Below are 24,417 nucleotides of genomic sequence, written 5' to 3'. Positions count from 1 at the left end.
GGGTGAGATTGGAGGAAGTGATGGCGCAGGGGACGTTTGTGCAGGCGCTCCGGAAAGAGGCGGCGCTGAGTGGCACCTTTATGAAGGGGCGTTCGCTCATGCTCAACGGCGCCGTGCTGTCGATCGAGGACAGCGGCTCGCGCTTCTCCAAAAACGTGACGGTTGAGGGCTCGGTGCGCGGTTCGCGTGGCGACCTGTACAAGACGCACGTGGCGCTCGACATGGACGAGCACGAGGTGATCGACTACGACTGCGATTGCCCCGCTGCCTATCGCTACCCCGGCATGTGCAAGCACGCTATTGCCACGGCTCTGGCGTATTTGGATGCCAGCGGCGCCGAGCCCGTCGAAGGTTTGCGCACGCCGGTCCGCACGTTTGCGGCGCAGCCGAAACAGCCCGCGCGCAACGCGCCCAAAGCGCCGGCCGTCAATCCCAACTTTCCCTTTCCGGCGCCCGTCCCCACGAGTCCCAGCCTCATGGCGGCGCTCTCCGATCTTTCGGACGCGCGCATGGATGAGCTGGCGAGCATGCGCCGCAAGCTCGCCGGCAGTGTGGATCCCGATGCCCCCAAGGCGGTGTTGGAGCCCTCGCTGGTGCCGTATTACAATCCACTGTTTGCCGAGCGCTTTAGCTGGGCGCTCGAGCTTCGCATTCGCTGTGGATCGGTCTCCTACGTGGTCAAGGACATCGACGGCATGGCCGATGCCTACGTGCGCGGCGGCACCTTCTCGTACGGCAAGAAGCTCACGTTTGTCCATACGCCCGAAGCCTTCGAAGACGTGTCGACAAAGCTGCTCAACCTTGTCGTGACGACAGTTGCCTATCTCGATGACATCACAAGCTCGCGTTCGGCGTCGTACGACTTTGCCCGCAGCGGTTTTGTCGCCGAGCGTCAGTTGCCGCTGTCCGAGCATAGCATCGTATATGTGCTGGACCTGTTGCGCGGCCAGACCATCTCTTTTGAGCCCGCCTGGTCGCGGGGGACGACGATGCATCGCACCTATGACGTGGCGGTTGAGATGCCTCCGGAAGGGGAGGACGAGGCGCTGTCTGAGCGCCCACCGCTCCTTGCCGCCAAAATCGCGCCGGCGGCTGGTGGCAGCTACGATCTACGCCTGCCGGCCGATGCATACTGCTTTGCTTCGGGCGACGTTGCCTATCTGGTCGACACCCGCCGTGCGCGCCGCGCCGATGTAGCGTTTGCCCAGCATGCGGCGCCGTTCCTATCGCGCTTACTGCCCTGTCGCACGCCGATCCATATCGCTGTCGACCAGGTGGGGGAGTTCTGTCGTATGGCGCTGCCCATTTTGCGCGACTATACCGACCTTACCGCGCCCGCCGCGCTCGATACCGTGGCGCCCGAGCCGAGCTTTGCTATGGCGATCGGCGTCGACGATGGGCTTGTGACCTGCAAAATTACGGTTGCCTACGGCGACTGGTCGGCAGATCTCTTTAGCCTGGGCGCTCCGGGCAGCCCCTTCGAAGAGCAACGCCCCGGCGTGCCGCCCCGCGACGAGGTGGCAGAGTTTCGTGTTATGGACACGGCGGCCCTGTACTTCGATTTCTACGAGGGCGGTCTGGCGTTTGAGGAGCGCGATGACGAGAGCTTGTTCTGCCTGCTGACCGAGGGCCTGTCCGCCCTGTCCGAGCTGGGTGAGGTCATGCTCAGCGACCGTCTGCGCCAGATTTCGGTGCGACCCGCGCCCAAGCTCTCGGTTCGTGCGACCGTCAAGAGCAATCTGCTCGACGTCGAACTGGGCGCGAGCGGCCTTTCGGCGTCAGACCTTGCCATCTACCTCGACTCCTACAAGCGTCACCAGACGTTTGCGCGCCTTACGTCCGGCGACATCATTCGTTTGGACGAGGGTGCCCGAGCCGCGTTTGGCCTTGCCGAGGATCTGGGGGTCGATGCTGTTGACCTGCTCGACGGCGTGTCGCTTCCCGCGTCGAGCACCCTGTTCGTCGATAGCATGCTCGCGCGCACGCCCGCGCTCGAGGCCGATCGCGACGCTGCGTTCCGCCGTACCGTCGAGCGTCTGGACACGCTCGGCAAGATGGACTTTACGGTGCCGGCATCGCTCAAGGCAACGATGCGCGGCTACCAGGTCGACGGATACCAGTGGCTCGGCTCGCTCGAACACCTGGGCCTTGGCGGCATCTTGGCCGACGACATGGGCCTGGGCAAAACGCTGCAGATGATCGCGCATATCCTGGCGCGCGTGGAAGCGGGGGACATTAAGCCCACGCTTGTGGTGTGCCCTGCGTCGCTCGTGTACAACTGGACTGCCGAGCTGGAGCGCTTCGCCCCGTCGCTCGATGTGTGCGCCATCGTGGGCGCCAAGGCCCAGCGTCGCGTGCAAATCGCCGGCGTGGCCGAGCATAACGTGGTCGTGACGTCGTATGACCTTATGCGGCGCGATATCGACGAGTACGTCGAGCAGGACTTTGCCCGCGTGGTACTCGATGAGGCCCAGTACATTAAAAACCCGCTCACCCAGGTGGCGCGTGCCACCAAGCGCCTGCCGGCCGGCGTGCGCTTTGCCCTGACGGGCACGCCCATCGAAAACCGCCTATCCGAGCTCTGGAGCATCTTCGACTTTTTGATGCCGGGCCTACTTGGCACGCGCGAGTCGTTTGCCAAGCGCTTCGAAAGCCCGGTCGAGCATGCCGAGGGCGACAGTGCCGCTCGCCTGCAAGCGCTCGTGTCGCCGTTTGTGCTGCGCCGTGTCAAGGAAGACGTGGTGGCCGACCTGCCCGAGAAGATCGAGGATACGGTCATGGCGCAGCTCACCGGCGAGCAGCGCAAGCTCTACCTGGCCAACCAGGACCGTATCGCCCAACAGGTGCAGCACCGCGAGTCATCCGAGTTTAAGAAAGACAAGCTCAAGGTGCTCGCCGAGCTCACCAAGCTGCGCCAGATCTGCTGCGACCCGCGTCTACACTACGAGGATTACAAGGCGGGGAGCGCCAAGCTCGATACGTGCATGGAGCTCGTGCACGGCGCACTCGACGGCGGACATCGCATCCTATTGTTCAGCCAGTTTACGGGTATGCTCGATATTATCGGTAAGCGCTTGGCCAAGGAGGACATCGCCTTCCTTAAGCTCACGGGCGCTTCGTCTAAGGAGAGCCGCGCCAAGATGGTCGCGCAGTTCCAAGCGGGCGAGGTTCCGGTCTTTTTGATTTCGCTCAAGGCGGGCGGCGTGGGCCTTAACCTGACGGCGGCCGATGTGGTCATTCACTACGACCCGTGGTGGAACGTGGCCGCGCAGGACCAGGCGACCGACCGCGCGCATCGTATTGGTCAGCAGCATACCGTGACCGTGTACAAGCTCATCGCCAAGGACACGATCGAGGAGCGCATTATGCAGATGCAGGAGTCCAAGCGCGACCTGGTCAACAGCGTGCTCGGCGGCGACGGCATCTCGTCGGCGTTGTTTACCCGCGAAGATGTTCTGGCGCTGCTGGGCGGCGACGGGCGCTAGCCGCGCGCGGGGTGGGACTGCTGGAGTGGGCAGGACGGTCGACGCATTTTGGCCCGACCGCTTGCCTGATCCGTTATGTGTTCATTTGCAATGCCGTGGATGGTTTGTCTGCCTTTGGGCATAAGAACCATCGAGAACATTGGCACATCAGCAAAGGAGAACATCATGGCGAAATTCTTTAAGGACCCCGACGGCAAGCTCATCGCTGCCCTTGGCGACGGCGTTGCGACCCCTGCCGGTTGCACGGAGCTGACTGCAAACACTGAGGACGCGGCGCACGAGAAGCACGTGCCTGTTGTCGAGACCGAGCGTGACGGTCACGTGATTCGCGCACGCGTTGGCTCGGTCGAGCACCCCAGCCTGCCCGAGCACTACATTGAGTGGATCGCCCTTGAGGCCGAGGGCCGCTTAGAGGTCCATTACCTTGAGCCCGGCATGAAACCCGCGACGTTTTTCGCGGGCGGCTCCAAGACCGGTACCGTCTATGCCTATTGCAACCTGCACGGGCTGTGGTCCGCGACGTTCTAGGAGCGCGCTCCCGCTCGGGGTATCATAGCTAGCATATGCACATGCAAGCGCCGACTGCATCTTGCGGCCGGCGCTTTTACTGCGATAGCGACGGTTTACGACGGAAAGGGCTGAGCCATGAAGCTCGCACTTGCACAGATCGATATGCGCCTGGGTGATATTGAGGGTATCTGCGGTCGCATCGAGGACCAGGCGCGCCTGGCCCACGAGCGCGGTGCGCGCGTGCTGTGCGTGCCGGCTCCGCTCTTTATGGGAGCCCTACCCGGCGGCCTGGTGGGCGCTGCCGATTTTGAGCACGACATGCTTGCCGGTTTGACCGGCGTAGCCGAGCGTATCCAAGAGCTCGATATGATTTGCATCGTGCCCGCAGCGGTTTCGTTTGAGGGCCAACCTCTGCTCGACTATATGATGCTCAAGGACGGTCGCGTGGTACCCGCGCGTGCGAGCATTGCCCTGCAGCGTGGCGAGAGCAACGACGCGCGTTGGGCTCCGCCGGTGTTCGACGTGGACGGCGTGCGCATCGCGGTGATCTTCGACCTGGACCGCGAGCTCGAGATGCTGCCGACCGGCGTCGACCTCATTGCCTATTTCCAGTTCAACGCATTCGATATGACCGACCGCGAGACCGCCGCGATCGCCGCCGTGCGCAGCGGAGCCTACCGCAAGATCGCATCCAAGCGCAGCGTGTGGTTTGCCTGCATGGCGCCGGTCGGTGCGTACGACGAATCGGTGTATACCGGCGGCTCGTTTGTGCTCGACGACTGCGGCCGCGTGGTGGCCCAAGCGCCGTGTTTTGAGGAGAGCCTACTGGTTCAGGAGATCCAGCGCGGTGTGATGCTCGATGCTTTGGAGGACCACGAGCTGCCCGAGTTTCGCTCCGAGGAATGGCTGTGGCAGGCGCTGGTGCTCGCTATGCGCGATAACGCCCGTGCCCATGGTACGTCGCACGCCGTGGTAGCGCTCGAGGGCGACTTGCCGTCGTCCCTGCTGGCGGCGCTTGCCGTTGACGCTCTGGGTCCGCGCAATGTGGTCGGCCTGGTGCTGGGACGCAACCGCATCTTTACGCCGGCGCAGGAAGAAGCCGAGGCTGCCCGCTGCGCCGCCGTCCGCGCCATTGCCGAGCGCCTGCATATTCGTACGGTTGAGCGCGATGCGCCGGATGCCGCGCGTGTGCTCGACCGCGATGTGTCGGCGGGCGACGCCGAGCGTCTGCGCTCGCGCACGCTGGGCCTCATGCTGGAGGACACGGCGCTCGAGCTGGGCGCGATGGCTCTGAGCCCGCTGTCCAAAACTGAGTACGCGCTGGCGGCGCCCGCGCTTTGCGGTGGCTACCAGGGCGATTATGCGCCCTTTGGTGACGTATACCTGTCGACGCTCGAGTTTGTGGCGCGCGTACGCAACCGTACGTCTGCCGTGGTGCCGCAGGAGCTCGTGACGCTCAACGCGGTGGAGGATTGCATGGAGCGCGTGCTGGCGCAAGCGCTCTCGACGCTTGACGGACCAGTCGACATGCTCGACCGCGCGGCGCAGCTACTCGGTGGGCTCGAGCCGGGCGAGGTCGACGGCACACTCGAGTCACACGTCGACCGCAACCGACCCTTCGACGACATTCCGATGGCCGCTGGCAAGCCCGAGGCATGTTCGTTGCTGCTGATGCTCGTGCGCCAGGGAGAGGCGGCTCGCCGCCAGCTGCCGACGGCGCCGATCGTCTCGGCCCGTTCGTTTGCCGAGCGTGCCTGGCCGTATATGCTCGCGTGGTCCGACCTGGGGCTGAGCGGCAAGGAGCGCATGACGGTCGATTCTCTGGCGCGCGCCGAGGTGCGTCGTTTTGCCGACGACGATACGAGTGACCGTATGCGTGGTGAGATGATGGGCATTTTGGGCGAGCTGCTGGGTATTTCGCCCGAGCAGATGGAGGAGTTGCGCTCCGAGGATGGCCAGCGCCGCCTGCACGAGGGCATGAAGAAGTTTGAGGGCGAGGTCCAGGACGCCATCGAAAAGATGATGGGCGGCCAGGGCGGACCGCAGGGTGGGCCCCAGGGCGGACCGATGCCGCACCCGCCGGTGGACCCGAGGCAGTTCCCATTCTTCAGCCAAAACTAACTATGGGATGGGATTCGCTCCCAACCCCGATACTTCAACTAAGCGTCTTGGCCCCGTTGTGTTATTCTAGAACAGACGTTCGTGAATAGTGCACGGGGCCTTGCCTTGTGCTGCGCTTGTGGCGAGGGGAGGTTGGCTTGGTCATTTTGGGTATCGACCCCGGTTTGGCCCATACGGGTTGGGGGGTTATCGAGGAGCGACGTGGCGAGGTTCGCTGTCGTGCCTACGGCTGTATTGAGACCAGTGCCGGAAGCCCGCTCGCGGTGCGCCTGTCGCATATCGCCCGCGACCTCAAGGGTGTCGTGGAGCGTTATCGACCCGATACCGCTGCTATCGAGAGCATTTACTTTGGCGCCAACGTTCGCTCGGCAATCCCGACGGCGCATGCCCGCGGTGCCGCGCTCGTGGCGCTTTCGGAGTGCGCGCTCGAGATTGGCGAGTACACGCCCATGCAGATCAAGCAGGCTGTGGTGGGCACCGGTGCCGCAGATAAGCGGCAGGTCGCCTACATGGTGCGCACGCTCACGCAGCTCGACCACGACCCGCATCCCGACCATGCCGCCGATGCCCTGGCTTGCGCCATCTGCCACGTTAACCTCAGCCGCACCCGGGCGCTTACCGGCGGCGAGTTCTATCAACAGAGAGGAACCGGATACTGATGATTTCCCAGCTCCATGGAACGCTCGTCGAGGCCACGATGAGCTCGGCCGTCGTCGATGTGTCGGGCGTGGGCTTTGAGCTCGGCATCTCGGGCAGCACCGCCGCTACGCTGCCTACGCCCGGCGGCGAGGTTCGCCTCTACACGCGCATGCAGGTGCGTGAGGACGCCATGACGCTCTTTGGTTTTGCCTCCAAGGACGAGCGCACGATGTTCGATCGGCTCGTGTCCGTCTCGGGCGTCGGTCCGCGCCTGGCGCTCGCCGTGCTCTCCACCTATACCGTGGGGCAGCTGTATTCCCTGGTAATGGCCGAGGATGACAAGGGCATGGCCAAGGTACCCGGTGTGGGCAAAAAGACAGCTCAGCGCCTGATCCTGGAACTCAAGAGCACCTTTGCCAAGGATAAGGGCTTTGTGCCGGTCGACGTGATTCCCGGACAGGTTGCGATGCCGGTTCCCGCCGCCGCTCCCTCGGCAATCGATGACGCTCGTGCGGCGCTCCTTTCCATGGGCTTTAGCCCGCAGGAGACCGATGTTGCCCTGAGCGGGTATGATGGGCAGAATATGCGTGTCGAGGATCTGCTCGGCGCGGCGCTTAAGCGACTTGGAATGGATGCGTGATGTGGGAAGCCGATGACTCTCAGGACCTGTGGGCGACGCCCGGCAGCTCGCCGGCGGCATCCATGGCGCACGGTGAGCGCATGGTGGGCTCGGAGCTGACGCCCGAGGACCTCGATGTCGACCGTACCCTGCGTCCCCAGCGCCTGGACGACTACTGCGGTCAGGAGCACATCAAGCAGAGCCTGCGCGTGTTGATCGAGGCGGCGCAGAGCCGTGGCGAGACGCTCGACCACGTGATCTTCTCGGGCCCTCCGGGTCTGGGAAAGACCACGCTGGCTACGGTTATCGCCAACGAGCTGGGCGCTCAGATCAAGACCACGAGTGGCCCTGCCATCGCGCGCACGGGCGACCTGGCGGCCATCCTGACTAACTTGCAACCGGGTGACGTGCTGTTTATCGACGAGATCCACCGCCTCAACCGCTCGGTCGAGGAGGTCCTGTATCCTGCGATGGAGGACTTTGCCCTCGATATTGTGATCGGCAAGGGTCCGGCTGCACGCTCGATTCGCCTGGATATCCCCAAGTTCACGCTGGTGGCGGCAACGACTCGCTCGGGCATGTTGACCGGCCCGCTACGCGACCGCTTTGGCATTTCATATCGCCTGGATTACTACACCGTTGAGGAGCTCGCCCAGATTGTGACACGCTCGGCGACCATTCTGGGTGTGACGATCGACCATCCCAGCGCACTCGAGATCGGCTCGCGCTCGCGTGGTACGCCGCGCTTGGCCAACCGTCTGCTCAAGCGCGTGCGCGACTACGCGCAGGTGCGCGGCAACGGTCCCATCGAGCTCGATATCTGCCGCCAGGCGCTCGAGTTCTTTGAGATCGATGAGCTTGGTCTGGACTGGATGGACATTCGAATCTTGGAGACGCTTGCCAAGACGTTCTCCGGCCGTGCCGTCGGCCTGACCACGCTTGCCAGCGCGGTGGGCGAGGACCCGGGCACGCTCGAGGATGTCTACGAGCCCTATCTGCTGCAGTGCGGATTGATGATCCGCACACCCCAGGGCCGCCAGGCAACCCTTCGCACATTCGAGCATTTGGGTATTGAGCCAACCCTGTAGGAATGGGCTTGTTTAGCGCATCTGTAGGCTATCGCTGGGCATCGGGTAAACATATCACCGTTCGTCGGTTACGGGCGTTTTACTATTGCGCGCGCGTGCTATGCTGGATTGGTCTTTTTCTCATCCGGTAACGAAAGGACCGCCCATGCCTACTGACATCGAAATCGCACGTTCTGTTACGCCGCTGCCTATTACCGAGGTGGCCAAGAACGCCGGCGTCGACGTTAAGCATCTGATTCCGTACGGCTTTGACAAGGCAAAGGTCGACTATTCCCTGCTCAACGAGCCAACTGATCACCAGGCCAAGCTTGTCCTCGTGACCGCTATCAATCCCACGCCCGCAGGCGAGGGCAAGACCACCACGACCATCGGCCTGGCCGACGGTCTGCGTCGTCGCGGCGTCAAGAGCGCCGTGGCCCTGCGCGAGCCTTCGCTCGGCCCCGTCTTTGGCGTCAAGGGCGGTGCCGCCGGCGGCGGCTGGGCCCAGGTCATCCCCATGGAGGACATCAACCTGCACTTTACCGGTGACTTCCACGCTATCGGTGCCGCCAACAACCTGCTGGCCGCCATGCTCGACAACCATATTCAGCAGGGCAACCAGCTCGGCATCGACGTTAAGCGCATCACCTGGAAGCGCGTTGTCGACATGAACGATCGTCAGCTGCGCCATGTTATCGACGGCATTGGCGGCAAAGCCCAGGGCGTGCCGCGCGAGGATGGCTTCGACATCACTGTTGCCTCCGAGGTCATGGCAATCCTGTGCCTGTCCACGAGCATCAACGATCTTAAGGAGCGCCTGGGCGAGATTGTTGTCGGCTATAGCTTTGCCGGCGAGCCCGTCCGCGCTCGTGACCTTAAGGCTCAGGGTGCCATGGCGGCCCTGCTCAAGGACGCGCTCAAACCCAACCTGGTTCAGACGCTCGAGGGCACGCCTGCGTTTGTCCACGGCGGTCCCTTCGCCAATATCGCCCACGGCTGCAACTCCATCATGGCCACGCGTATGGCCATGCGTTTTGGCGACGTCGCCATTACCGAGGCCGGTTTTGGCGCCGACCTGGGTGCCGAGAAGTTCCTCGACATCAAGTGCCGCATGACGGGCGTTCGTCCCAACGCCGTCGTGATCGTCGCCACCGCTCGCGCGCTTAAGTACAACGGCGGTGTCGCCAAGGCCGACCTCAACGAGGAGAACCTCGAGGCCCTCAAGGCCGGCATGCCCAACCTGCTGCGCCACGTCGACAACATTCAGAATGTCTACGGTCTGCCCTGCGTGGTCGCCATCAACCGCTTCCCGACGGACACCGAGGCCGAACTCGAGCTCATCGAGTCCGAGTGCCAGAAGCTCGGTGTCAACGTTAAGCTGTCCGAGGTTTGGGCTAAGGGCGGCGAGGGCGCGCTCGACCTGGCCGATGAGGTCATGCGCCTGATCGAGCAGCCGAGCGAGCTCAAGTTTGCCTACGAGGACGGTGCCGATGTGGCCGACGCCCTCGAGGCCGTTGCCACCAAGATCTACCGCGCCGACGGTGTCGACTTTACGCCGGCTGCCAAGCGCCAGCTCGCCGAGCTGCGCGAGAACGGCTTTGGCAACCTGCCGGTATGCGTGGCCAAGACGCAGTACAGCTTTAGCGACAACGCCAAGGCGCTGGGCGCTCCCGAGGGCTTCCGCATCACCGTGCGCGAGCTCAAGGTTTCCGCCGGTGCCCACTTTGTGGTCGCGCTGACCGGCAGCGTTCTGACCATGCCTGGCCTGCCCAAGGTTCCCGCGGCCGAGAACATCGACGTCGACAACGACGGCAATATCACCGGCCTGTTCTAAGCTCGCTGCTCATAGCCGCTTGCCCGCCCCGTCGCGCCTACCAAGGCCCGGCGGGGCTTTTTGATCCTTAGGCCCGCGCATGTCTTGTAGATACCGACGGACTCTGCCCATCATAGGCTTTTGCGCTGGTAGAATGCATGGATAACTTGATGCTTACAGGCGACGGAAAGGAATCGTTGCATGGATCAGGACAAGACAACCGTGATGGGCGGCTGCGGTTCCGCGCAGGCTGGCGATAGCGCCGATGCGACCCGCGTTGTTCCCAACCCCGGTTATGTCGACCCCGCCGCGACGCAGCCTTCTGCCGAGCCCACACGAGTTATGGGCTATGGCGACGCGGCGCAGGACCCTTACGCTGCATCTTTGCAAAGCCCCTATGGCAACGCGGCGGCAGACCCGTTTGATTACGCGCCGCAGGATTCTTATGCCGCCTCGACGCCGAATCCCTATGATGACCTGCCGCAGAATCCCATTCCGCAGCCTCAGCAGACGACGTATATGCCTCGCACGGCGCAGCCTCGCTACGAGTCGCGCGAGCCGTATCGCGAGTACCCCAAGTCGATTCCGCAATATGGCGAGGACGAGGAAGAGACGCCGTCGCGTTCGTCGAGCGTGATTAAGAAGATCCTCATCGTGCTGGCGATCTTCTTTGCGCTGTCGGTTGTGTTTGCCATCGTGTCGGGCATGCTCAACAAGCGAGGGAGTTCAACGGCCGATACCACTGCCGAGCAAACCGAGTCCGCCTCGTCTAGCACCGTCGATTTGAGTGATATCCCGGGGCAGTACTGGTCCAACGCCAAGAAGATCCTCAAGTCGCGCGGCGTCGATCTTTCGAATGCCGTGGTCCTGACTGATGATGGCTCAACGCCCGTCGTCGATGCCAACTGGGTCGTTACTTCTGCCTACTATAACGACAACGGCAACCTCGAAATTCAACTCACGCACAAGAACAGTTCGGGCAACTCGTCCGACGGCCAAAGCGGTACCGACAGCTCGAGCTCCAATACGCTGGAGGACTTGAGCAACAAGGCGCAGGAGTTGGGAGACAAGGCGCAAGAGCTGGGCGACACCGCTCAGAACCTGGGCGATACCGCGCAGAACTTGGGCGGCATGGCGACGGATGCCTGGAACGCCCTGCAAAACGGCATCTCGGGCGCGCAGGGAAACTAGCGGACGAGCGGAGCGGGGCTACAGCTGCTCGGCCGGACGCTCGGGCGAGCTGAAGCCCGAATCAAACGTGACGACGCATGAGACATCGGGCCGGCGCTCGTGCACGATGCGCGTGACGAGCTCCAGCAGCTCCTCGTCGGATATGTCAAAGCCGTCGGGACGCACCAGGTCAAACGAAACGAACCCGTCGTGCTCGTGCAGATCGTGGATGGAGAGCGCGGGATCGATCTGCATGACGCCGCGCTTGACCCAGCCGCGCAAGTCATCGCCGGTTGTCGCGATGGGGTCGCAGTGCAGCGTGATACCAATGCCCATCTGGCGCTTGATGTCGTGCTCGATGGTGTCCAGAATCTCGTGGTGCTCAAACGCGTCGCCCTCGCCGGGCATCTCCACGTGGGCGCTGGCAAACTGACGACCGGGGCCGTAGTCGTGCACCATGAGGTCGTGTGTGCCCAGGACCTGCGGATAGGACATGATCTTGTCGCGGATTGCCTGGACGAGCTTGGGGTCGGGCGCTTGCCCCAGCAACGGGCTGATGGCGTCGCGCACCAGGCCCAGACCGCTGATGCAGATGAAGATGCCCACACCCAGGCCTGCCCAGCCGTCGAGATCAAAGCCGGTCGTCTGCGAAATAAGCGCCGCCACCAAGACCGAGCCCGAGGTGATGACGTCGTTTTTGGAGTCCTGCGCCGTGGCGATGAGCGTTTCGGAGTCGATGCGATCGCCCAGCGTGCGGTTGAACGCTGCCATCCAGAGCTTAACGAGCATGGACGTAGCCAGTGCCGCAAGGGAAATAAACGTGTAAGCGGTGGGCGAGGGCTTGATGATCTTGGTGACCGACTCGAGAATCAGGTTGATGCCGACGGCGCAAACCAGGACGGCGACGAACAGGCCGGCTAGGTACTCGTAGCGGCCGTGACCATAGGGGTGGCCTTCGTCTGCCGGGCGGCTGGCAAGGCGGAAACCGAGCAGGCTCACAATGTTGCTCGAGGCATCGGAGAGGTTGTTGAAAGCGTCGGCGATGAGGGAGACGGAGCCGGCGAGCAGACCCGCGATGCCCTTGGCCAGGCACAGGGTGATGTTGAGGCCAATGCAGACGAGGCTTGCGGAAAAGCCCGCGTTGGTGCGGCAAGATGCATCGACCGGCTCGCTCTCGCTGCCGGGAACAAGCGTATGTACCAGCCGATTTACAAATAGCATAGCGGTCGTCCTCACAATCATGTTTAAGGGGATAGTGTAGCTCGCACGGGGGCGCCGTGCGCCGATGCTCAGAAAATGCAGCAATAGTCTGCCGGTGCTAACGAGCGAGCCTTCTCGTCTGCCTGGGTGGTCCATTTTGGGCCACATGGGTATGGGCATGTGCCTGCTTGCTCGACATACTTAATGTCGACAGCCCCTGTGCAAAGGAGGACGTTTCCATGGACGAGATGTTTGCCATTAAATGTCAAAACTGCGGCGGCCCTATGTACTCGCACCAGGCTAAGCGCAGCTTTGAGTGCGCCTATTGCGGCACGGTGGTTCCGTGGCAGGCGGACGCCGGAGAGCCCAAGAGCGCTTTGGGTATTCGCCATACGCCGTTGACGGTGGTGGATGGACTGCTCAAACTCACGCATGTGTCGCAACTCGAGCGCCCGCAGGACCCGGACTGGTATTTCTTCAATGCGCACTGGCGCAATCAGTCGGTCCTGGAACATCTGCTGTGGGAGGATCGCGGCACGGCGCAGGAGTTCCAAGAGGCCACGCATGTGAGCATTCCTTGCCCCTTCTGCGGAGCGTCCTTTGAGGGCGAGTCAACGCAGCGTGTGTTTGAGTGCCCGTCCTGCGGCAATAAGATTGGCATTGCGGACCTGCTCAAGCCGGGGACGTTTAGCAAGCGCCTGACCATGGGCGTTGGTGCGGAGTATGTGCCCGAGCAGGGTATTCCCTGCGAAATCTCGCCGCAGCAGGCACGTGCCAACGCGCTGCAGCTGGTGCGCCAGTATCCGGATGCCTTTGCCGGGCACGACGTGGAAGACGCGATCCAAAACGACATGATGCTCTTCTATTTCCCCATGGCGCTGGCGGACTTGCGCATGATGGCGAGCTTCCCGGGCAAGGGCCTGAGCAAGGAGGCCTTGGTGTACTACGAGGTGCTCGACTGGGCATACCCCAGGGCAAACTACCTGGACGTTCGCCTCATGGGCATTTTGGAGCCGTGGGACTTTGCCAAGGTCGGTCCGTTCGATCCCGCCATGCAGGAAGGTGACTTTCGCGTTGTCTCAGTCGATGCGTCTACCAAGGACCAGGTGGTCATTGATAAGTTGGCGCTCGACGTTGCGGGCAACGACGCCGAGGCTGTACTGGGGCTCAATAAAAAGAGCATCCGCACGTGGGCGCGCAAGGCCCGCAAGCACAAGGACGGCTTGGTTATGGTGCCGGTGTACTTTGTCGATCGTCCTGCCTCGGATAGTCGCGATGGCGAACAGGTGCGCATCGCCGTGAACGGCCAGACGGGCCGCGCGGCTGCGGTGGTGTTTAGTGACAAGCGCGAGACGCATGTGGTGGCACCGCTCAATCCCAACGTGATGCTGTCGAGCGAAAGCACCGTGCACGCCACGCCCATCGAGGTCAAATACGTTAAATCGCCGTTCCTATACCAGATCGTACGCCGTGGAGGCTGCGAGCAACCGCGCCAGGTTGCAGCGGTTGCCGAGGGTTCCTACCGAGAAGAAAAGCCCAAACGCCGCGGTCTGCTGGGTGCGCTATTTGGGAAGTAAGGAAGCGCAGCCGGTTGGCGCTGCGATGCGATAGTTAGAGGAACGGGGCAGTCCGCAGAAGTGCGGGCTGCCCCGTTTTTGTGTTGCGGGGAAGTGCTGGGCACTTCATTAAAGGTCTTCGCGCGGACTCGAATTCCAATGTCGCCGAGCGCTTTCGTGCAGGATTCCCGAAGTGACTAAAATGTGGCCATAGAGACAGTTTTAGCGAACCCCACGGGAGTGACGCGTATGGACAACAACACCTTGCTGTTTCAGGACAAGGGTTCGGGTAGGTATAAAGACGTCAAGATCTACCCCAACCGTATTGAGGTGCTCAAGAAGGGCACTTTTGGTGGCAAGCACACCGAGATTGTCTACCTTAAGGACATCACGGGGGTTAACAGGATCAAGGGCCGCGACGTTTTCCTACGTAACAGGCTGTTGACCGCTTGCGTCTTTAGCCTGAGTAGCCGTGCGAAGGCCCAGGAATTTGTGAACGCGCTGAACATGGTGATGTAGCCGATAGCGGCGTTCGGGCCAAGGTAAAAATCGGGGGCACAGAACGGTGCTCTGCGCCCCCGATTGAGTCGATGTGTCTAAAAGGCCGGCTTGCCTATTCGCTAGCGCCTTCACTGTCTTCGCGGTCATTGGCAAGCATTGCCGCGCCGGCGACCGTTGTCGCCACGGCGGCGGCAGCGAGCCCGGCGGCAACGCCAGATCCGTCGCCCGTGTCGGCGAGTTTTCCGGTCGAGCCCTTGCTCTTGTTGCCGCCGCCGTTCTTGTCGGCGCCGTCTGCGTTGGAACCCGTGCCGCTGCCGGTGCCGCCTGCACTGCCCGAGGCCGCTACGGTAAAGCTTGCGGCTCCGTCGCTGGCGAGCGTGTAGTTCTGCGCCGCGCCGCCCAAGAGACCGTTCACGCGCACCCAGTACGTTCCTGCGGCAAATGTTTCGCCCTCGGCCATTGCTGTGCCCGGAGCGCCGTTCGCGCCGTGCATAAACTCGAGCTGGGCCGTGCAGGCATCGGTTTCGAGCTTGCCCTCGAGTGATGCCGCAATCTTGGCGCGCACGTCTTCGCCGGCCTTAAGGCCTTCGAGTCCCTCAAAATGGGGCGTCAGCGCGCGTGGATCGATATCGATGGGCACGGAGCCCCGCAGCTCCGTAACGGTCTCGTTGCCCAAGGCGTCGACATCCACATATTCGATGGCAAACGCATGGCCCGAAGCCGCCACGTTGAGTACGTTGCTGCTGTCGACGAGGCGGAAATGACCCTCGCCAACGGTCTTGCCGTCCTGGAGCGAGGCGTCGCTCAGCGAGTCGCCATATGTCATGTGCATGCGGGCTGGGAGGTAGCACGAAGCCGTCTGCTTGTGCTCCGTATCGTAATTGCGCTGATAGATGCTCCGGGCCAGCGCCGCATCAACAAAGTCGGATGCGATGATGCCAATGTGCTTGAGGTAATCTGACTTTGTATCCTCGATGCCGCTGGGATTGATGTACGGGCTCTTATACAGATGCTCGTTGACTACTCGTGCCGAGGTAAAAGGATTGCCTCCGTGCGACAAGCCCGTGCAGCTGGTGTAGTTGATAGACCAGCAACGCTCCAGGACTTTCTCCTTGGCCCCGTTATCGTCCTCGACATCTACCTCGTTGCGCGTGCGCCCGGTCGTTTCCTTCAGCGCATTATCGACCCAGCTGAGCTTGTCGGTTCCCGAGAGTTTGTACTTGTCCTGGGCGTATACCTTGGTGCAATAGGGCTCTTTGTCGCCTGTTTCCCCCGCGGCTTCAAAGCCCCGCGCGTCTTGGACGAGACACATAGTGGCGCTGTCGGAGTGAGCCTTGATCTTGTCATCCCATTCGGTAAGGTCGAGGCCCCACGTGTGGCCGCTTACACTGTTGCCGGCGAGCCTAAATCGACGCAGCAGAACGATCTTTCCGCGAACCTCGCCCAGCGTGGGGACATGGCTCGACGTGTAGAACAGATCGGGATTATCGCCCATAACCTTGGCGAAAGCCGTCGTAACACTGTCATCGGTAGCCTCGTCGTTGCCGCGCGATGCGAGCATGATAAGCGCTTCTCTCGGGTTTTCGCTCAAAAACGTTTTAAAGTACCCGATGACATCGGAGAGATGCAGATAGTCCCCGTCTTTTTTGAATAGGTAGAAATCCCCGTGGCAGATGCCAGGGTTGTCGCCCTTTCCGAGACGGATATCAAAATAGCGAATGCCTTCGAGCAGCTGCGTGGGAATGTAATCCTGCTGGCATTTTACTTGCGAGGATTGGGGCTCAGTGTCGTTGTCCACGCTGCAGGTGCCCGAATCGTGCGTACCCGGGATGCTCAGCTCGTCGAGGAACTTGTTGTCGTCGACGTATTTCATCCAACATGGTCCGTCGACGTAGCTGCTATACGTGATCCAGTCGAGGCTGCTAACCGTGGCATCGTTCTTTTTCATGTCGTAACCGATAAGTTCGAGCTCCCACGGAATGCTCTCACTCTTATGGCAGATCTTATTGTTGTCCTGGTCTTTGCCGTTCGATTCTATTGCCAGGTACTTAATGTCTTTTTTCTCGGTTTCTTTCTCGACCGTGCGGTCTCGGATGATGTAGGTTCCGTTTAGCTGGCGGTCGAACGCAAAAGAGCGGCTGGGCTTGCCGTCATGTTCGCCACTCCATACGTGGATAACCTTTCCATCTTTGTCCGAGTCGCCATCGACCGACCAAATGCTGTAGCCCGTCTTCTTGTGCTCTTCGAAATTGAGCAGGGTGCGGATGGCATACCAGTTTGTATCGTCATTCTTGGTCGTTACGTCCTCAAGGATGAGCTTGCTGGACGTGCCGTCATTAAACAGATGGCAGACGTTGCCGATGACGTTGCCGTCTTCGTTGACGCTCGCGGTACGAAAATAGCCCGCGGGGCGAAGGCGAATGACGAAATTGTCGAGGCTGACCGACGCTGTGGCAGCGTCGTCTGCAAATGCCGCTCGTGGGCCAATGCCCAATGCCGCGGTTTCGGACAGGCTTGCAAGTGGCGACAACGCCGCGAGTCCAAGGCCCAACGTAAATGCTCGGCGGCTGATGGCGTGGTGTTCGGTCATAACTTCTCCATTCGTAGAGTGCGGTTATGCGATAGTTTTGGTCACTATACTGCTCAGATGTTTAAAGATGCTGGTTTAATTGTCTGCGCGGCGCAATAAATCGGCGGGCGGACGTGTTGGGGTGTTTGTCGTTTTCGTACTGTTGCTACATTTGGAGCGGTTCCGGCGTCCGGCATCCTCGCGTTCGTTGGCTACCGGCATAATAAAGGGAGGGTCGGTTTACCGGCCCTCCCTGGGTACGAAGCGCTGGGGTACCGCCGCTTGTTAGCACTGCGCCCGTGTTTCCCGCTGCGCTCGCCAGTTACTTAGCGCTTGATCTCGATATCGTCGAGCTTGACGTCCATGGCCTCGGTCTTGGCCTCGGCGATGTCGTCGGCAAATTCCAGAGACTTCATCATGGTCTCGACGGCGTCCTTGTGCTCCTCGACGTTGTCGATGCGCACATACACGCTGCCACCGTCAACGTCGGTGAAGTACTCGGTCGTCACGCCGCCCGAGTGTGTGTAGGAAGCGTTGCGCCAGGTCTTGCCGTTGTACTTGACGGGGTCATTCTCGGTCCACTCAAAGCTGGCATTCCACTTTGCCTCGTAGTCGAACAGCTCGTCGGCGTTCTTGTCAGAGTCGAAGACGGGGATGAAGCGATCACTGGCGTGCTCGCTCTCGGTGAACTTAAACTGGGCCCTGTCGGCGGTGTCGCCGGCAACGTCGGTAATCTCGACGCCCTCGGGAACCTCGACCTTAAACCAAATGAAGTCGGTCCTCATATCCACGGCTGGCTTTTCTGCCCCGCCGCCACCGCCACTTCCGGTAGCGTCGCCGCTGCCACCGCAGCCCACCAGGGCAAATGCGGCAAAGAGGCTTATGCAGAGGGTGAGAATCGCAAAGGCCTTCTTTTTCATGGTCGTGTCCTCCTCGATCTGTAACCGCCCATGGATTACCTGCCTTTACTGTACGCGTGGACGGCTCGCTCGGGTGGGCCATGTGTCCCATTCTGAGGGCCGGATTTGCGCCGTTAAGTGGCAATATGCACGGGTCCAAAAGAGGGGAGGGCCGGTGCTGTCGGCTCTCCCCGGGGTGAGGTGTCCGTTGTTTTAAAGGGGCAAGGGGCGCGTGTACGCGGGCGTTGCCCCAACAGGTTCCTTGTTTATAGATATGCCCCAGTTTGTGACGTCCGGAAGTCCCGAAAGGCGGGCCATGTTTCCCATGTTTGCGGTGCCGACGCCTATCGTTCGTCATAGAAATCCGCGATGACCAGGTGCGCTGACGCTTATGTACTTATGGGCTAGACTATGCACCATTATGTGATCGATGCGGTCGGTCGGTGGTTGCCGCCCGACCGATGTATATGACTTGAAGGTGCATGCGTATGAGCCAAGAGATGATGGACAAGACCTGCCGCGGGTTTGCCGAGGCGCTGGCCGCGCGCGAGCCGGTTCCCGGTGGTGGCAGCGCGAGCGCTTTTGTGGGCGCGCTGGGCGCCTCGCTGTGCGGAATGGTTGCCCGCTACGGTGCGACCAATCCCGCGCTTGCTGATCGTGCGGATGACCTGACGCGCGCGTTTACCCAGGCTGATGAGCTGGCCCAGGAGCTTGTCGAGTTGGTTGCCGAGGACGTTCGTGCCTACGGACAGGTGTCCGCGGCGTACGGTATTCCGCGTGAGGACCCGGCCCGACCGGCTGCGATTCAGGATGCGCTGCACGTGGCCGCCATGCCGCCGTATCGCATTATGGATGCCTGCGGGCGCGCACTGGCGCTGCTCGAGGACATGGCGGACAAGGGCTCCCGACAGCTGCTGTCCGACGTGGCGTGCGGTGCCGTGTTCTGCCGTGCCGCTATGCAGGGCGCGAGCTTGACGCTCTTTGCAAACACCACGTCTATGAAGGATCGTGCACGCGCCGAGGAGCTCGAGACGGCGTGTGATGAGTTGCTCGACACATGGTTGCCGCGCGCCGATGCGCTGGCGCGCCGCGCCTCCGACGCTGCAAGAAAGAGGGGATAGCCATGGCTGAGCTACTGAAGGGTGCTCCCGTCGCCCGCGCTTTGACTGAGGAGCTCGCTGCCCGCTGCGCTGCGCTGCGCGAACGCGGTGTTGTTCCGACGCTTGCTATCGTGCGTGTGGGTGAACGCGAGGACGACCTATCCTACGAGCGCGGCGCCCTTAAACGCTGCGAAAAGGTTGGCATCGAGGCGCGTCGCGTGTTGCTTCCTGCCGGTGTTTCGCAAGACGAGCTGTTGACGGCCATCGAGGACATCAATGCCGACTCGGCTGTTCATGGCTGTCTGATGTTTCGCCCGCTGCCCGCCGGCCTTGACGAGAACGCCGTCGCCGCAACGCTCGATCCCGCCAAGGACGTTGACTCCATGACGCCGGCTTCACTGCTCACCACGCTTTCGGGGCGCGGCGAGGGTTTTGCCCCCTGCACAGCCGAAGCCGTGCTTGCTTTGCTGGATCATTACGGCGTTGAGCTGGATGGGGCCAAGGTTGCTGTGGTCGGACGCTCACTGGTAATTGGCCGCCCCGTTGCCGCTATGCTTACGGCGCGCAATGCGACCGTGACGACGTGCCATACGCATACGCGCGACCTTGCTGCCGAGTGCCGTGCGGCTGATATTGTGGTTGCGGCCGTTGGACGCGCGCACACGATTGGTGTGGACGCGGTTCGCGAGGGCCAGACGATCATCGATGTGGGCATTAACTGGGATGAGGACGCTGGCAAGCTGGTGGGTGACGTCGATTTTGTTGCCGCGGCGCCGGTTGTTGGTGCCATCACCCCCGTGCCGGGCGGCGTGGGGGCTGTGACCACCGCGATTCTCGCCAAACACGTGATTGAGGCGGCGGAGCGCGCATCGAAATAGGCGTTTTGGGCTGTTTGAGGGGGTTAGCTATATACCACGTGGTCAAACAATGCCAAATATGAGTACTATTGCCAAGATAGTCACATATGTCTTACGTCTTTTTGGCTTCCTAACGGTATCCATTATCGTTAGGAAGCCTATTTTATTGAACTTATGGGGAATAACGTTGTCTTGCTTTTGGGCAAATGGGGATTTTCGGCACTCGTTACAGGGAAATTTGCTGCCACTAAATTGGTGACAGTACTCATATTTGGCATTTTTTGACCACGGGGCTGCCGAGGCGGTGGTTTCGCCCTTTCTGCGCCGAAGCGATACACTGTTGCCGTTTGATTTCTTCGCTCAAGGAGGATGCGCATGCCGTGCACAACGATTCTGGTCGGTAAGAACGCAAGCTACGACGGGTCGACCCTGGTCGCCCGCAACGAGGACTCGTCCAACGGGGTGTTTGAGCCCAAGCGTATGCGCGTGGTGCATCCCGACGAGCAGCCGCGCGTCTACACGAGCGTCCTGAGTCACCTGACCGTTGAACTGCCCGATAACCCCATGCGCTACACGAGCGTCCCCGATGTTGTCCCGGGCCACGGCATCTGGGCCGAGGCCGGTTTCAACGAGCTCAATGTGGGCATGTCCGCAACCGAGACGCTCACCACCAACGAGCGCGTCCGCGGTGCCGATCCACTTGTGGACTACGTACCCGCCAAGGGTAACGAGGGCGAGGACGGCTATGTGCCTGCGCAGCCTGGTGGCCTGGGCGAGGAGGACATGGTGACCCTGGTGCTGCCGTATGCCAAGTCCGCCCGCGACGGCGTGCGTATCTTGGGCGACCTGCTCGAGCGCTACGGCACTTACGAGAACAACGGCATCGCCTTTAGCGACGTGGACGAGATCTGGTGGCTCGAGACCATCGGCGGTCACCACTGGATCGCCAAGCGCGTGCCTGACGACGCCTATGTGACCATGCCCAACCAGCTGGGCATCGACAGCTTTGACCTGGATGACGCCGAGGGCGCCCAGGCCGACCATATGTGCTCCGCCGACCTGCGCGTCTGGATGGCCGAGTGGCATCTGGACCTGACGCTGGGCGTTGAGGGCGACGGCCCGGCTGCCGTCTTTAACCCGCGCGAGGCCTTTGGCTCGCACAGCGACAGCGACCATGTCTACAACACGCCGCGCGCCTGGTACATGCAGCGCTGCCTCAACCCCAGCGACGTGTGGGATGGCCCCGACGCCGACTTCACGCCCGAGAGCGACGACATCCCTTGGAGCCGCGTGCCCGAGCGCAAGGTGACCATCGAGGACATTAAGTACGTGCTTTCGAGCCACTACCAGGGCACGGAGTACGACTGCTACGGCAGCAAGGGCACGCCCGCCACGCGCGGCGCCTATCGCCCCATCGGCATCAACCGCAACAGCCAGCTTGCCGTGTTGCAGCTGCGCCCCTATGCGCAGCCGGCCTACCGCGCCGTGCAGTGGATGGCCTTTGGTTCCAACTCGTTTAACGCGCTGGTTCCGCTGTACGCCAACGTCGAGACTATGCCCGAGTACTATGCCGACACGCAGGCTCGCGTGACGTCCGAAAACTTCTACTGGGCCAACCGCCTGATCGGCGCGCTGGCTGACGTCCGCTTCCATGAGTGCGGCCGCGCGGTCGAGGATTATCAGGAGAAGATCGGTGGCATGGGCCACAAGCAGATCCATGACGTCGACGCTGCCGTAGCCGCTCTGCCCGAGGTCGAGGTGCCTGCCGAGCTTGCACGCGCCAACGAGGCCTTTGCCGAGCGTGTTCGCGTGGAGACCGATGCCCTGCTGGGCAAGGTGCTTTACACCACGAGCTGCGCCATGAAGAACTCTTTCGCGATGAATGACAACGTGAGGTAGGGATTTCCCGTCGATCGAATAGCGCTAAAACGCTTTGTCGCTTTCGCTCAATCTTGGGTACAAGAACGCCAATGCAGTTGTTTGTGATTGGAGATAACCATGGTTATGAAACTCGATCAGCTTGTTAACGGCGCCATTAACGTGGGCTTTGGCGCTGCCGCCGTTGCTGTCGAAGGCGGCAAGAAGGTCCTCGACGACCTTAACACCAAGGGCGAGCAGGTCCGCAAGGACACCGCCACCCCCGATATCGCCCGCAGTGTGTCCGACATGTTCGAGCAGGCCGGCGGTACCATCTCCGATCTGACCGAGCGCTTGGGCATGCAGGGCGAGACCGCGGCCCAGCGCGTGCTTGACGAGCTCATCCTTGCCCGGGTCCGCGTCATGACCGCCCCCGAGCGCACGGCCTTCCTGGCCCATGTGCGCGACATCGTCGATTCGGTCGAGGACAACGTGACCTCGGTGCCCGTCGAGTCCGTTGAGCCCGACGATGCGAAGGATACCGAAGAGGCCGAGTAGCAGCGCAGATGGCAGATTCCACCACCGATTACAACAATCTAGATCCTTTGGGTGACGAGGCGGCGGTTGTCGATGAGGTCGATGCCGCCGTCTCGGGCGCTCGCAAAAAGCCGCGCGCTGTCGATATGGTCCCCGAGGAGCCCGACGCGATGGCACCGGACGAGGAATACCAGCTCACGCCGGCGGGTCGTCGCGAACGCATTGGGCAGATTGTTCGCCTGGTCAAAAAGTACCGCGTGTGGGATAACCTCACGCCGGTTCGTTTGCGCCGCCTGCTCGAGGAACTCGGCCCCATGTTCGTCAAGATGGGGCAGATTCTGGCCAACCGGTCCGAGATTCTGCCGCAACGCTTTTGCGACGAGCTGCGTCGTCTGCGCTCCGACGTGGAGCCGGTGCCGTACGAGGTAGTGCTTCGCTGTCTGGAGGAAGAATACGGCCTGCGCCTGGGGGAGATGTTCGATGCGATCGATCCCAATCCGCTTGGTAGCGCATCGCTCGCGCAGGTGCACCGCGCTCGTCTGGTGACGGGCGAGGACGTGGCCGTCAAGGTGCAGCGCCCCGGTGCGCAGCAGGTTATGGCGCAGGACATCGATATCATCCGCTCGGTGGTGCGTATCGTTTCCAAGTTCGTCAACACCGATCAATTCGTTGACCTGCACGGCGTGGTCGAGGAGCTGTGGACCTCGTTTCGCGAGGAGACCAACTTTTTGGCCGAGGCCAAAAACCTCAACGACTTCTACGAGTTCCATAAGAGCGTTCATGGCGTGACGTGCCCTAAATCCTATCTGGACCTGTGCACCGAACACGTGGTGGTTATGGACTACGTCGACGGCATTTCGATCGCCGATCCTGAACGCTTGGTGGCCGAGGGCTATGACTTGGAAAAGATCGGTGCCGCAATCGTCGAGGACTACTCGACGCAGGTGCTCGATGACGGCTTTTTCCATGCTGACCCGCATGCGGGAAACATCATCCTCAAGGACGGCATCGTTTACTTTATCGACTTGGGTATGGTCGGACGCATGTCGAGCCACGACCGCGGTATCGTCAAGGACATTATTTTCGCCGTGGCCGAGGGCGACGTGCCCAAGCTCAAGGATTCGCTCATGCGCTTCGTCGTGACGCGTGGCGACTCGGCCGAGCTCGATCATTCAGCGTTTTTGTCCGATTTGGACTTTATCGTGGCTGACTTTGCGGGCCTTGACCTTAAGGACCTAGATATCGGCGAGTTTTTGACCTCGCTGTTAAACCTCGCGCGCAAAAATGACGTTGAGCTGCCGAGCGTGGTGACGATGTTCGCGCGCGGCATGGTGACGCTCGAGGGCCTGCTGACCGAGTACATGCCCGACGTCAACATGATCCAGATCATTCAGGCACACATCAAAAACGAGAAGAGCACCTATGCGCGCGTGCGCGATATGAGTCGCGACTTTGCGGCGAGCAGTTATCGCGCGGCGAAGGGCTCACTCGAGGCGGCTGAGTATCTGGGCCTGGCTTCGCGTATGCTCACACGCGGCCAGCTTAAGGTGAACACGCAGATCATGAGCAGCGATAAGGCGCTGCGACAGCTGGGTGGGATTATCGACCGCATGTCGATGGCTATCGTTATCGCCGGTCTGTTTATCGGTTCGTCGGTGGTGTACTACGCGCGCATCGAGCCGGTTGTGTTTGGTATCCCGGTCATTGGCTTTATGGGCTACGTGAGCGCGCTGGTGCTGGCACTTATGCTGGGCCGCAATATCTGGCTCAACAGCCACGGCGGCAAGCACTAGAGTCTGCGACCGTCACCGCATTTTCCTATCGCAAACAATAGCTTTTACCTTGGGCTTCGCCTGCGTGCAAGGCCCTTTTGCGTGATAGCATATTGACGGTATTAATCGATGGCCTAGATGGTGG

The 24,417-nt window shown here is 61.5% G+C and carries 18 protein-coding genes; 15 read left to right on the top strand and 3 right to left on the bottom strand.

Annotated elements, in window-relative coordinates:
- Positions 1–20: 20 nt before the first annotated feature.
- The 8 genes from I4W09_RS04575 (at position 21) to I4W09_RS04540 (ending at position 11,445) form a co-directional block, all read left to right on the top strand.
- Positions 21–3,485 (top strand): DEAD/DEAH box helicase, encoded by a 3,465-nt coding sequence (locus I4W09_RS04575; protein ID WP_196032318.1) that lies wholly within the window; start codon positions 21–23, stop codon positions 3,483–3,485.
- Positions 3,486–3,650: 165 nt separating this feature from the next.
- Positions 3,651–4,013, top strand: coding sequence for a desulfoferrodoxin family protein (locus tag I4W09_RS04570; protein WP_035137352.1), 363 nt, complete (start codon positions 3,651–3,653; stop codon positions 4,011–4,013).
- Between the two features lie 117 nt (positions 4,014–4,130).
- A complete protein-coding gene (locus I4W09_RS04565) occupies positions 4,131–6,116 on the top strand; it encodes an NAD(+) synthetase (RefSeq protein WP_196032315.1) in 1,986 nt (661 codons plus the stop codon).
- A gap of 137 nt (positions 6,117–6,253) precedes the next feature.
- A complete protein-coding gene (ruvC, locus tag I4W09_RS04560) occupies positions 6,254–6,775 on the top strand; it encodes a crossover junction endodeoxyribonuclease RuvC (RefSeq protein ID WP_196032312.1) in 522 nt (173 codons plus the stop codon).
- Entirely contained in the window at positions 6,775–7,395 is a 621-nt protein-coding gene (gene ruvA, locus I4W09_RS04555; RefSeq protein ID WP_117735947.1) for a Holliday junction branch migration protein RuvA, read from the top strand. Before ruvC ends, ruvA begins: the two co-directional genes overlap by 1 nt.
- Complete coding sequence (gene ruvB / locus I4W09_RS04550) at positions 7,395–8,462, top strand: Holliday junction branch migration DNA helicase RuvB (RefSeq protein ID WP_196032309.1); 1,068 nt, start codon at positions 7,395–7,397, stop codon at positions 8,460–8,462. Before ruvA ends, ruvB begins: the two co-directional genes overlap by 1 nt.
- 145 nt (positions 8,463–8,607) lie before the next feature.
- Positions 8,608–10,275, top strand: a complete 1,668-nt coding sequence (locus tag I4W09_RS04545) for a formate--tetrahydrofolate ligase (protein WP_196032306.1) — start codon at positions 8,608–8,610, stop codon at positions 10,273–10,275.
- A 180-nt stretch (positions 10,276–10,455) separates the two neighbouring features.
- A complete protein-coding gene (locus I4W09_RS04540; protein ID WP_196032303.1) occupies positions 10,456–11,445 on the top strand; it encodes a hypothetical protein in 990 nt (329 codons plus the stop codon).
- An 18-nt stretch (positions 11,446–11,463) separates the two neighbouring features.
- Here I4W09_RS04540 and I4W09_RS04535 read toward each other — a convergent pair whose 3' ends face one another.
- Positions 11,464–12,645, bottom strand: coding sequence for a cation diffusion facilitator family transporter (locus tag I4W09_RS04535; protein WP_196032300.1), 1,182 nt, complete (start codon positions 12,643–12,645; stop codon positions 11,464–11,466).
- Positions 12,646–12,863: 218 nt separating this feature from the next.
- On the opposite strand from I4W09_RS04535, the gene I4W09_RS04530 reads away from it, so the two are divergent.
- Positions 12,864–14,201, top strand: a complete 1,338-nt coding sequence (locus I4W09_RS04530) for a TFIIB-type zinc ribbon-containing protein (protein ID WP_196032298.1) — start codon at positions 12,864–12,866, stop codon at positions 14,199–14,201.
- Between the two features lie 228 nt (positions 14,202–14,429).
- Positions 14,430–14,699: a hypothetical protein gene (locus I4W09_RS04525; protein ID WP_138112918.1), complete on the top strand. Its 270-nt coding sequence runs from the start codon at positions 14,430–14,432 to the stop codon at positions 14,697–14,699.
- A gap of 94 nt (positions 14,700–14,793) precedes the next feature.
- On the opposite strand, the gene I4W09_RS04520 is transcribed toward I4W09_RS04525, so the two are convergent.
- Both I4W09_RS04520 and I4W09_RS04515 read right to left on the bottom strand, forming a co-directional pair.
- Positions 14,794–17,271, bottom strand: a complete 2,478-nt coding sequence (locus I4W09_RS04520; protein WP_196032295.1) for a phosphatidylinositol-specific phospholipase C — start codon at positions 17,269–17,271, stop codon at positions 14,794–14,796.
- Between the two features lie 305 nt (positions 17,272–17,576).
- Positions 17,577–18,170, bottom strand: a complete 594-nt coding sequence (locus I4W09_RS04515) for a hypothetical protein (RefSeq protein WP_196032292.1) — start codon at positions 18,168–18,170, stop codon at positions 17,577–17,579.
- A 467-nt stretch (positions 18,171–18,637) separates the two neighbouring features.
- Here I4W09_RS04515 and I4W09_RS04510 point away from each other — a divergent pair, with 467 nt between their 5' ends.
- From I4W09_RS04510 to I4W09_RS04490, 5 genes are all read left to right on the top strand, one after another.
- Positions 18,638–19,270, top strand: coding sequence for a cyclodeaminase/cyclohydrolase family protein (locus I4W09_RS04510; protein ID WP_022095130.1), 633 nt, complete (start codon positions 18,638–18,640; stop codon positions 19,268–19,270).
- Between the two features lie 2 nt (positions 19,271–19,272).
- Positions 19,273–20,127: a bifunctional 5,10-methylenetetrahydrofolate dehydrogenase/5,10-methenyltetrahydrofolate cyclohydrolase gene (locus I4W09_RS04505; RefSeq protein ID WP_196032289.1), complete on the top strand. Its 855-nt coding sequence runs from the start codon at positions 19,273–19,275 to the stop codon at positions 20,125–20,127.
- Between the two features lie 354 nt (positions 20,128–20,481).
- Positions 20,482–22,005: a C69 family dipeptidase gene (locus I4W09_RS04500; protein ID WP_196032286.1), complete on the top strand. Its 1,524-nt coding sequence runs from the start codon at positions 20,482–20,484 to the stop codon at positions 22,003–22,005.
- 99 nt (positions 22,006–22,104) lie between these two features.
- Positions 22,105–22,521 carry a hypothetical protein gene (locus I4W09_RS04495; RefSeq protein ID WP_117583986.1) on the top strand — a complete coding sequence of 139 codons (417 nt, stop codon included), beginning with the start codon at positions 22,105–22,107 and terminating at the stop codon, positions 22,519–22,521.
- An 8-nt stretch (positions 22,522–22,529) separates the two neighbouring features.
- Positions 22,530–24,293 (top strand): ABC1 kinase family protein, encoded by a 1,764-nt coding sequence (locus I4W09_RS04490; RefSeq protein ID WP_196032283.1) that lies wholly within the window; start codon positions 22,530–22,532, stop codon positions 24,291–24,293.
- Positions 24,294–24,417 lie beyond the last annotated feature (124 nt).

Origin of the sequence: Collinsella aerofaciens (assembly GCF_015670795.1) — a bacterium.
In the GTDB taxonomy this organism is placed as follows: domain Bacteria; phylum Actinomycetota; class Coriobacteriia; order Coriobacteriales; family Coriobacteriaceae; genus Collinsella; species Collinsella aerofaciens_Q.
This window is presented reverse-complemented; position numbering and strand designations above follow the sequence as displayed.

Coding starts and splice junctions, on each gene's coding strand:
- I4W09_RS04575 (WP_196032318.1), top strand. CDS start 21: ATGGCGCAGGGGACGTTTGTGCAGGCGCTCCGGAAAGAGGCGGCGCTG.
- I4W09_RS04570 (WP_035137352.1), top strand. CDS start 3,651: ATGGCGAAATTCTTTAAGGACCCCGACGGCAAGCTCATCGCTGCCCTT.
- I4W09_RS04565 (WP_196032315.1), top strand. CDS start 4,131: ATGAAGCTCGCACTTGCACAGATCGATATGCGCCTGGGTGATATTGAG.
- ruvA (WP_117735947.1), top strand. CDS start 6,775: ATGATTTCCCAGCTCCATGGAACGCTCGTCGAGGCCACGATGAGCTCG.
- ruvB (WP_196032309.1), top strand. CDS start 7,395: ATGTGGGAAGCCGATGACTCTCAGGACCTGTGGGCGACGCCCGGCAGC.
- I4W09_RS04545 (WP_196032306.1), top strand. CDS start 8,608: ATGCCTACTGACATCGAAATCGCACGTTCTGTTACGCCGCTGCCTATT.
- I4W09_RS04540 (WP_196032303.1), top strand. CDS start 10,456: ATGGATCAGGACAAGACAACCGTGATGGGCGGCTGCGGTTCCGCGCAG.
- I4W09_RS04535 (WP_196032300.1), bottom strand. CDS start 12,645: ATGCTATTTGTAAATCGGCTGGTACATACGCTTGTTCCCGGCAGCGAG.
- I4W09_RS04530 (WP_196032298.1), top strand. CDS start 12,864: ATGGACGAGATGTTTGCCATTAAATGTCAAAACTGCGGCGGCCCTATG.
- I4W09_RS04525 (WP_138112918.1), top strand. CDS start 14,430: ATGGACAACAACACCTTGCTGTTTCAGGACAAGGGTTCGGGTAGGTAT.
- I4W09_RS04520 (WP_196032295.1), bottom strand. CDS start 17,271: ATGACCGAACACCACGCCATCAGCCGCCGAGCATTTACGTTGGGCCTT.
- I4W09_RS04515 (WP_196032292.1), bottom strand. CDS start 18,170: ATGAAAAAGAAGGCCTTTGCGATTCTCACCCTCTGCATAAGCCTCTTT.
- I4W09_RS04510 (WP_022095130.1), top strand. CDS start 18,638: ATGAGCCAAGAGATGATGGACAAGACCTGCCGCGGGTTTGCCGAGGCG.
- I4W09_RS04505 (WP_196032289.1), top strand. CDS start 19,273: ATGGCTGAGCTACTGAAGGGTGCTCCCGTCGCCCGCGCTTTGACTGAG.
- I4W09_RS04500 (WP_196032286.1), top strand. CDS start 20,482: ATGCCGTGCACAACGATTCTGGTCGGTAAGAACGCAAGCTACGACGGG.
- I4W09_RS04495 (WP_117583986.1), top strand. CDS start 22,105: ATGGTTATGAAACTCGATCAGCTTGTTAACGGCGCCATTAACGTGGGC.
- I4W09_RS04490 (WP_196032283.1), top strand. CDS start 22,530: ATGGCAGATTCCACCACCGATTACAACAATCTAGATCCTTTGGGTGAC.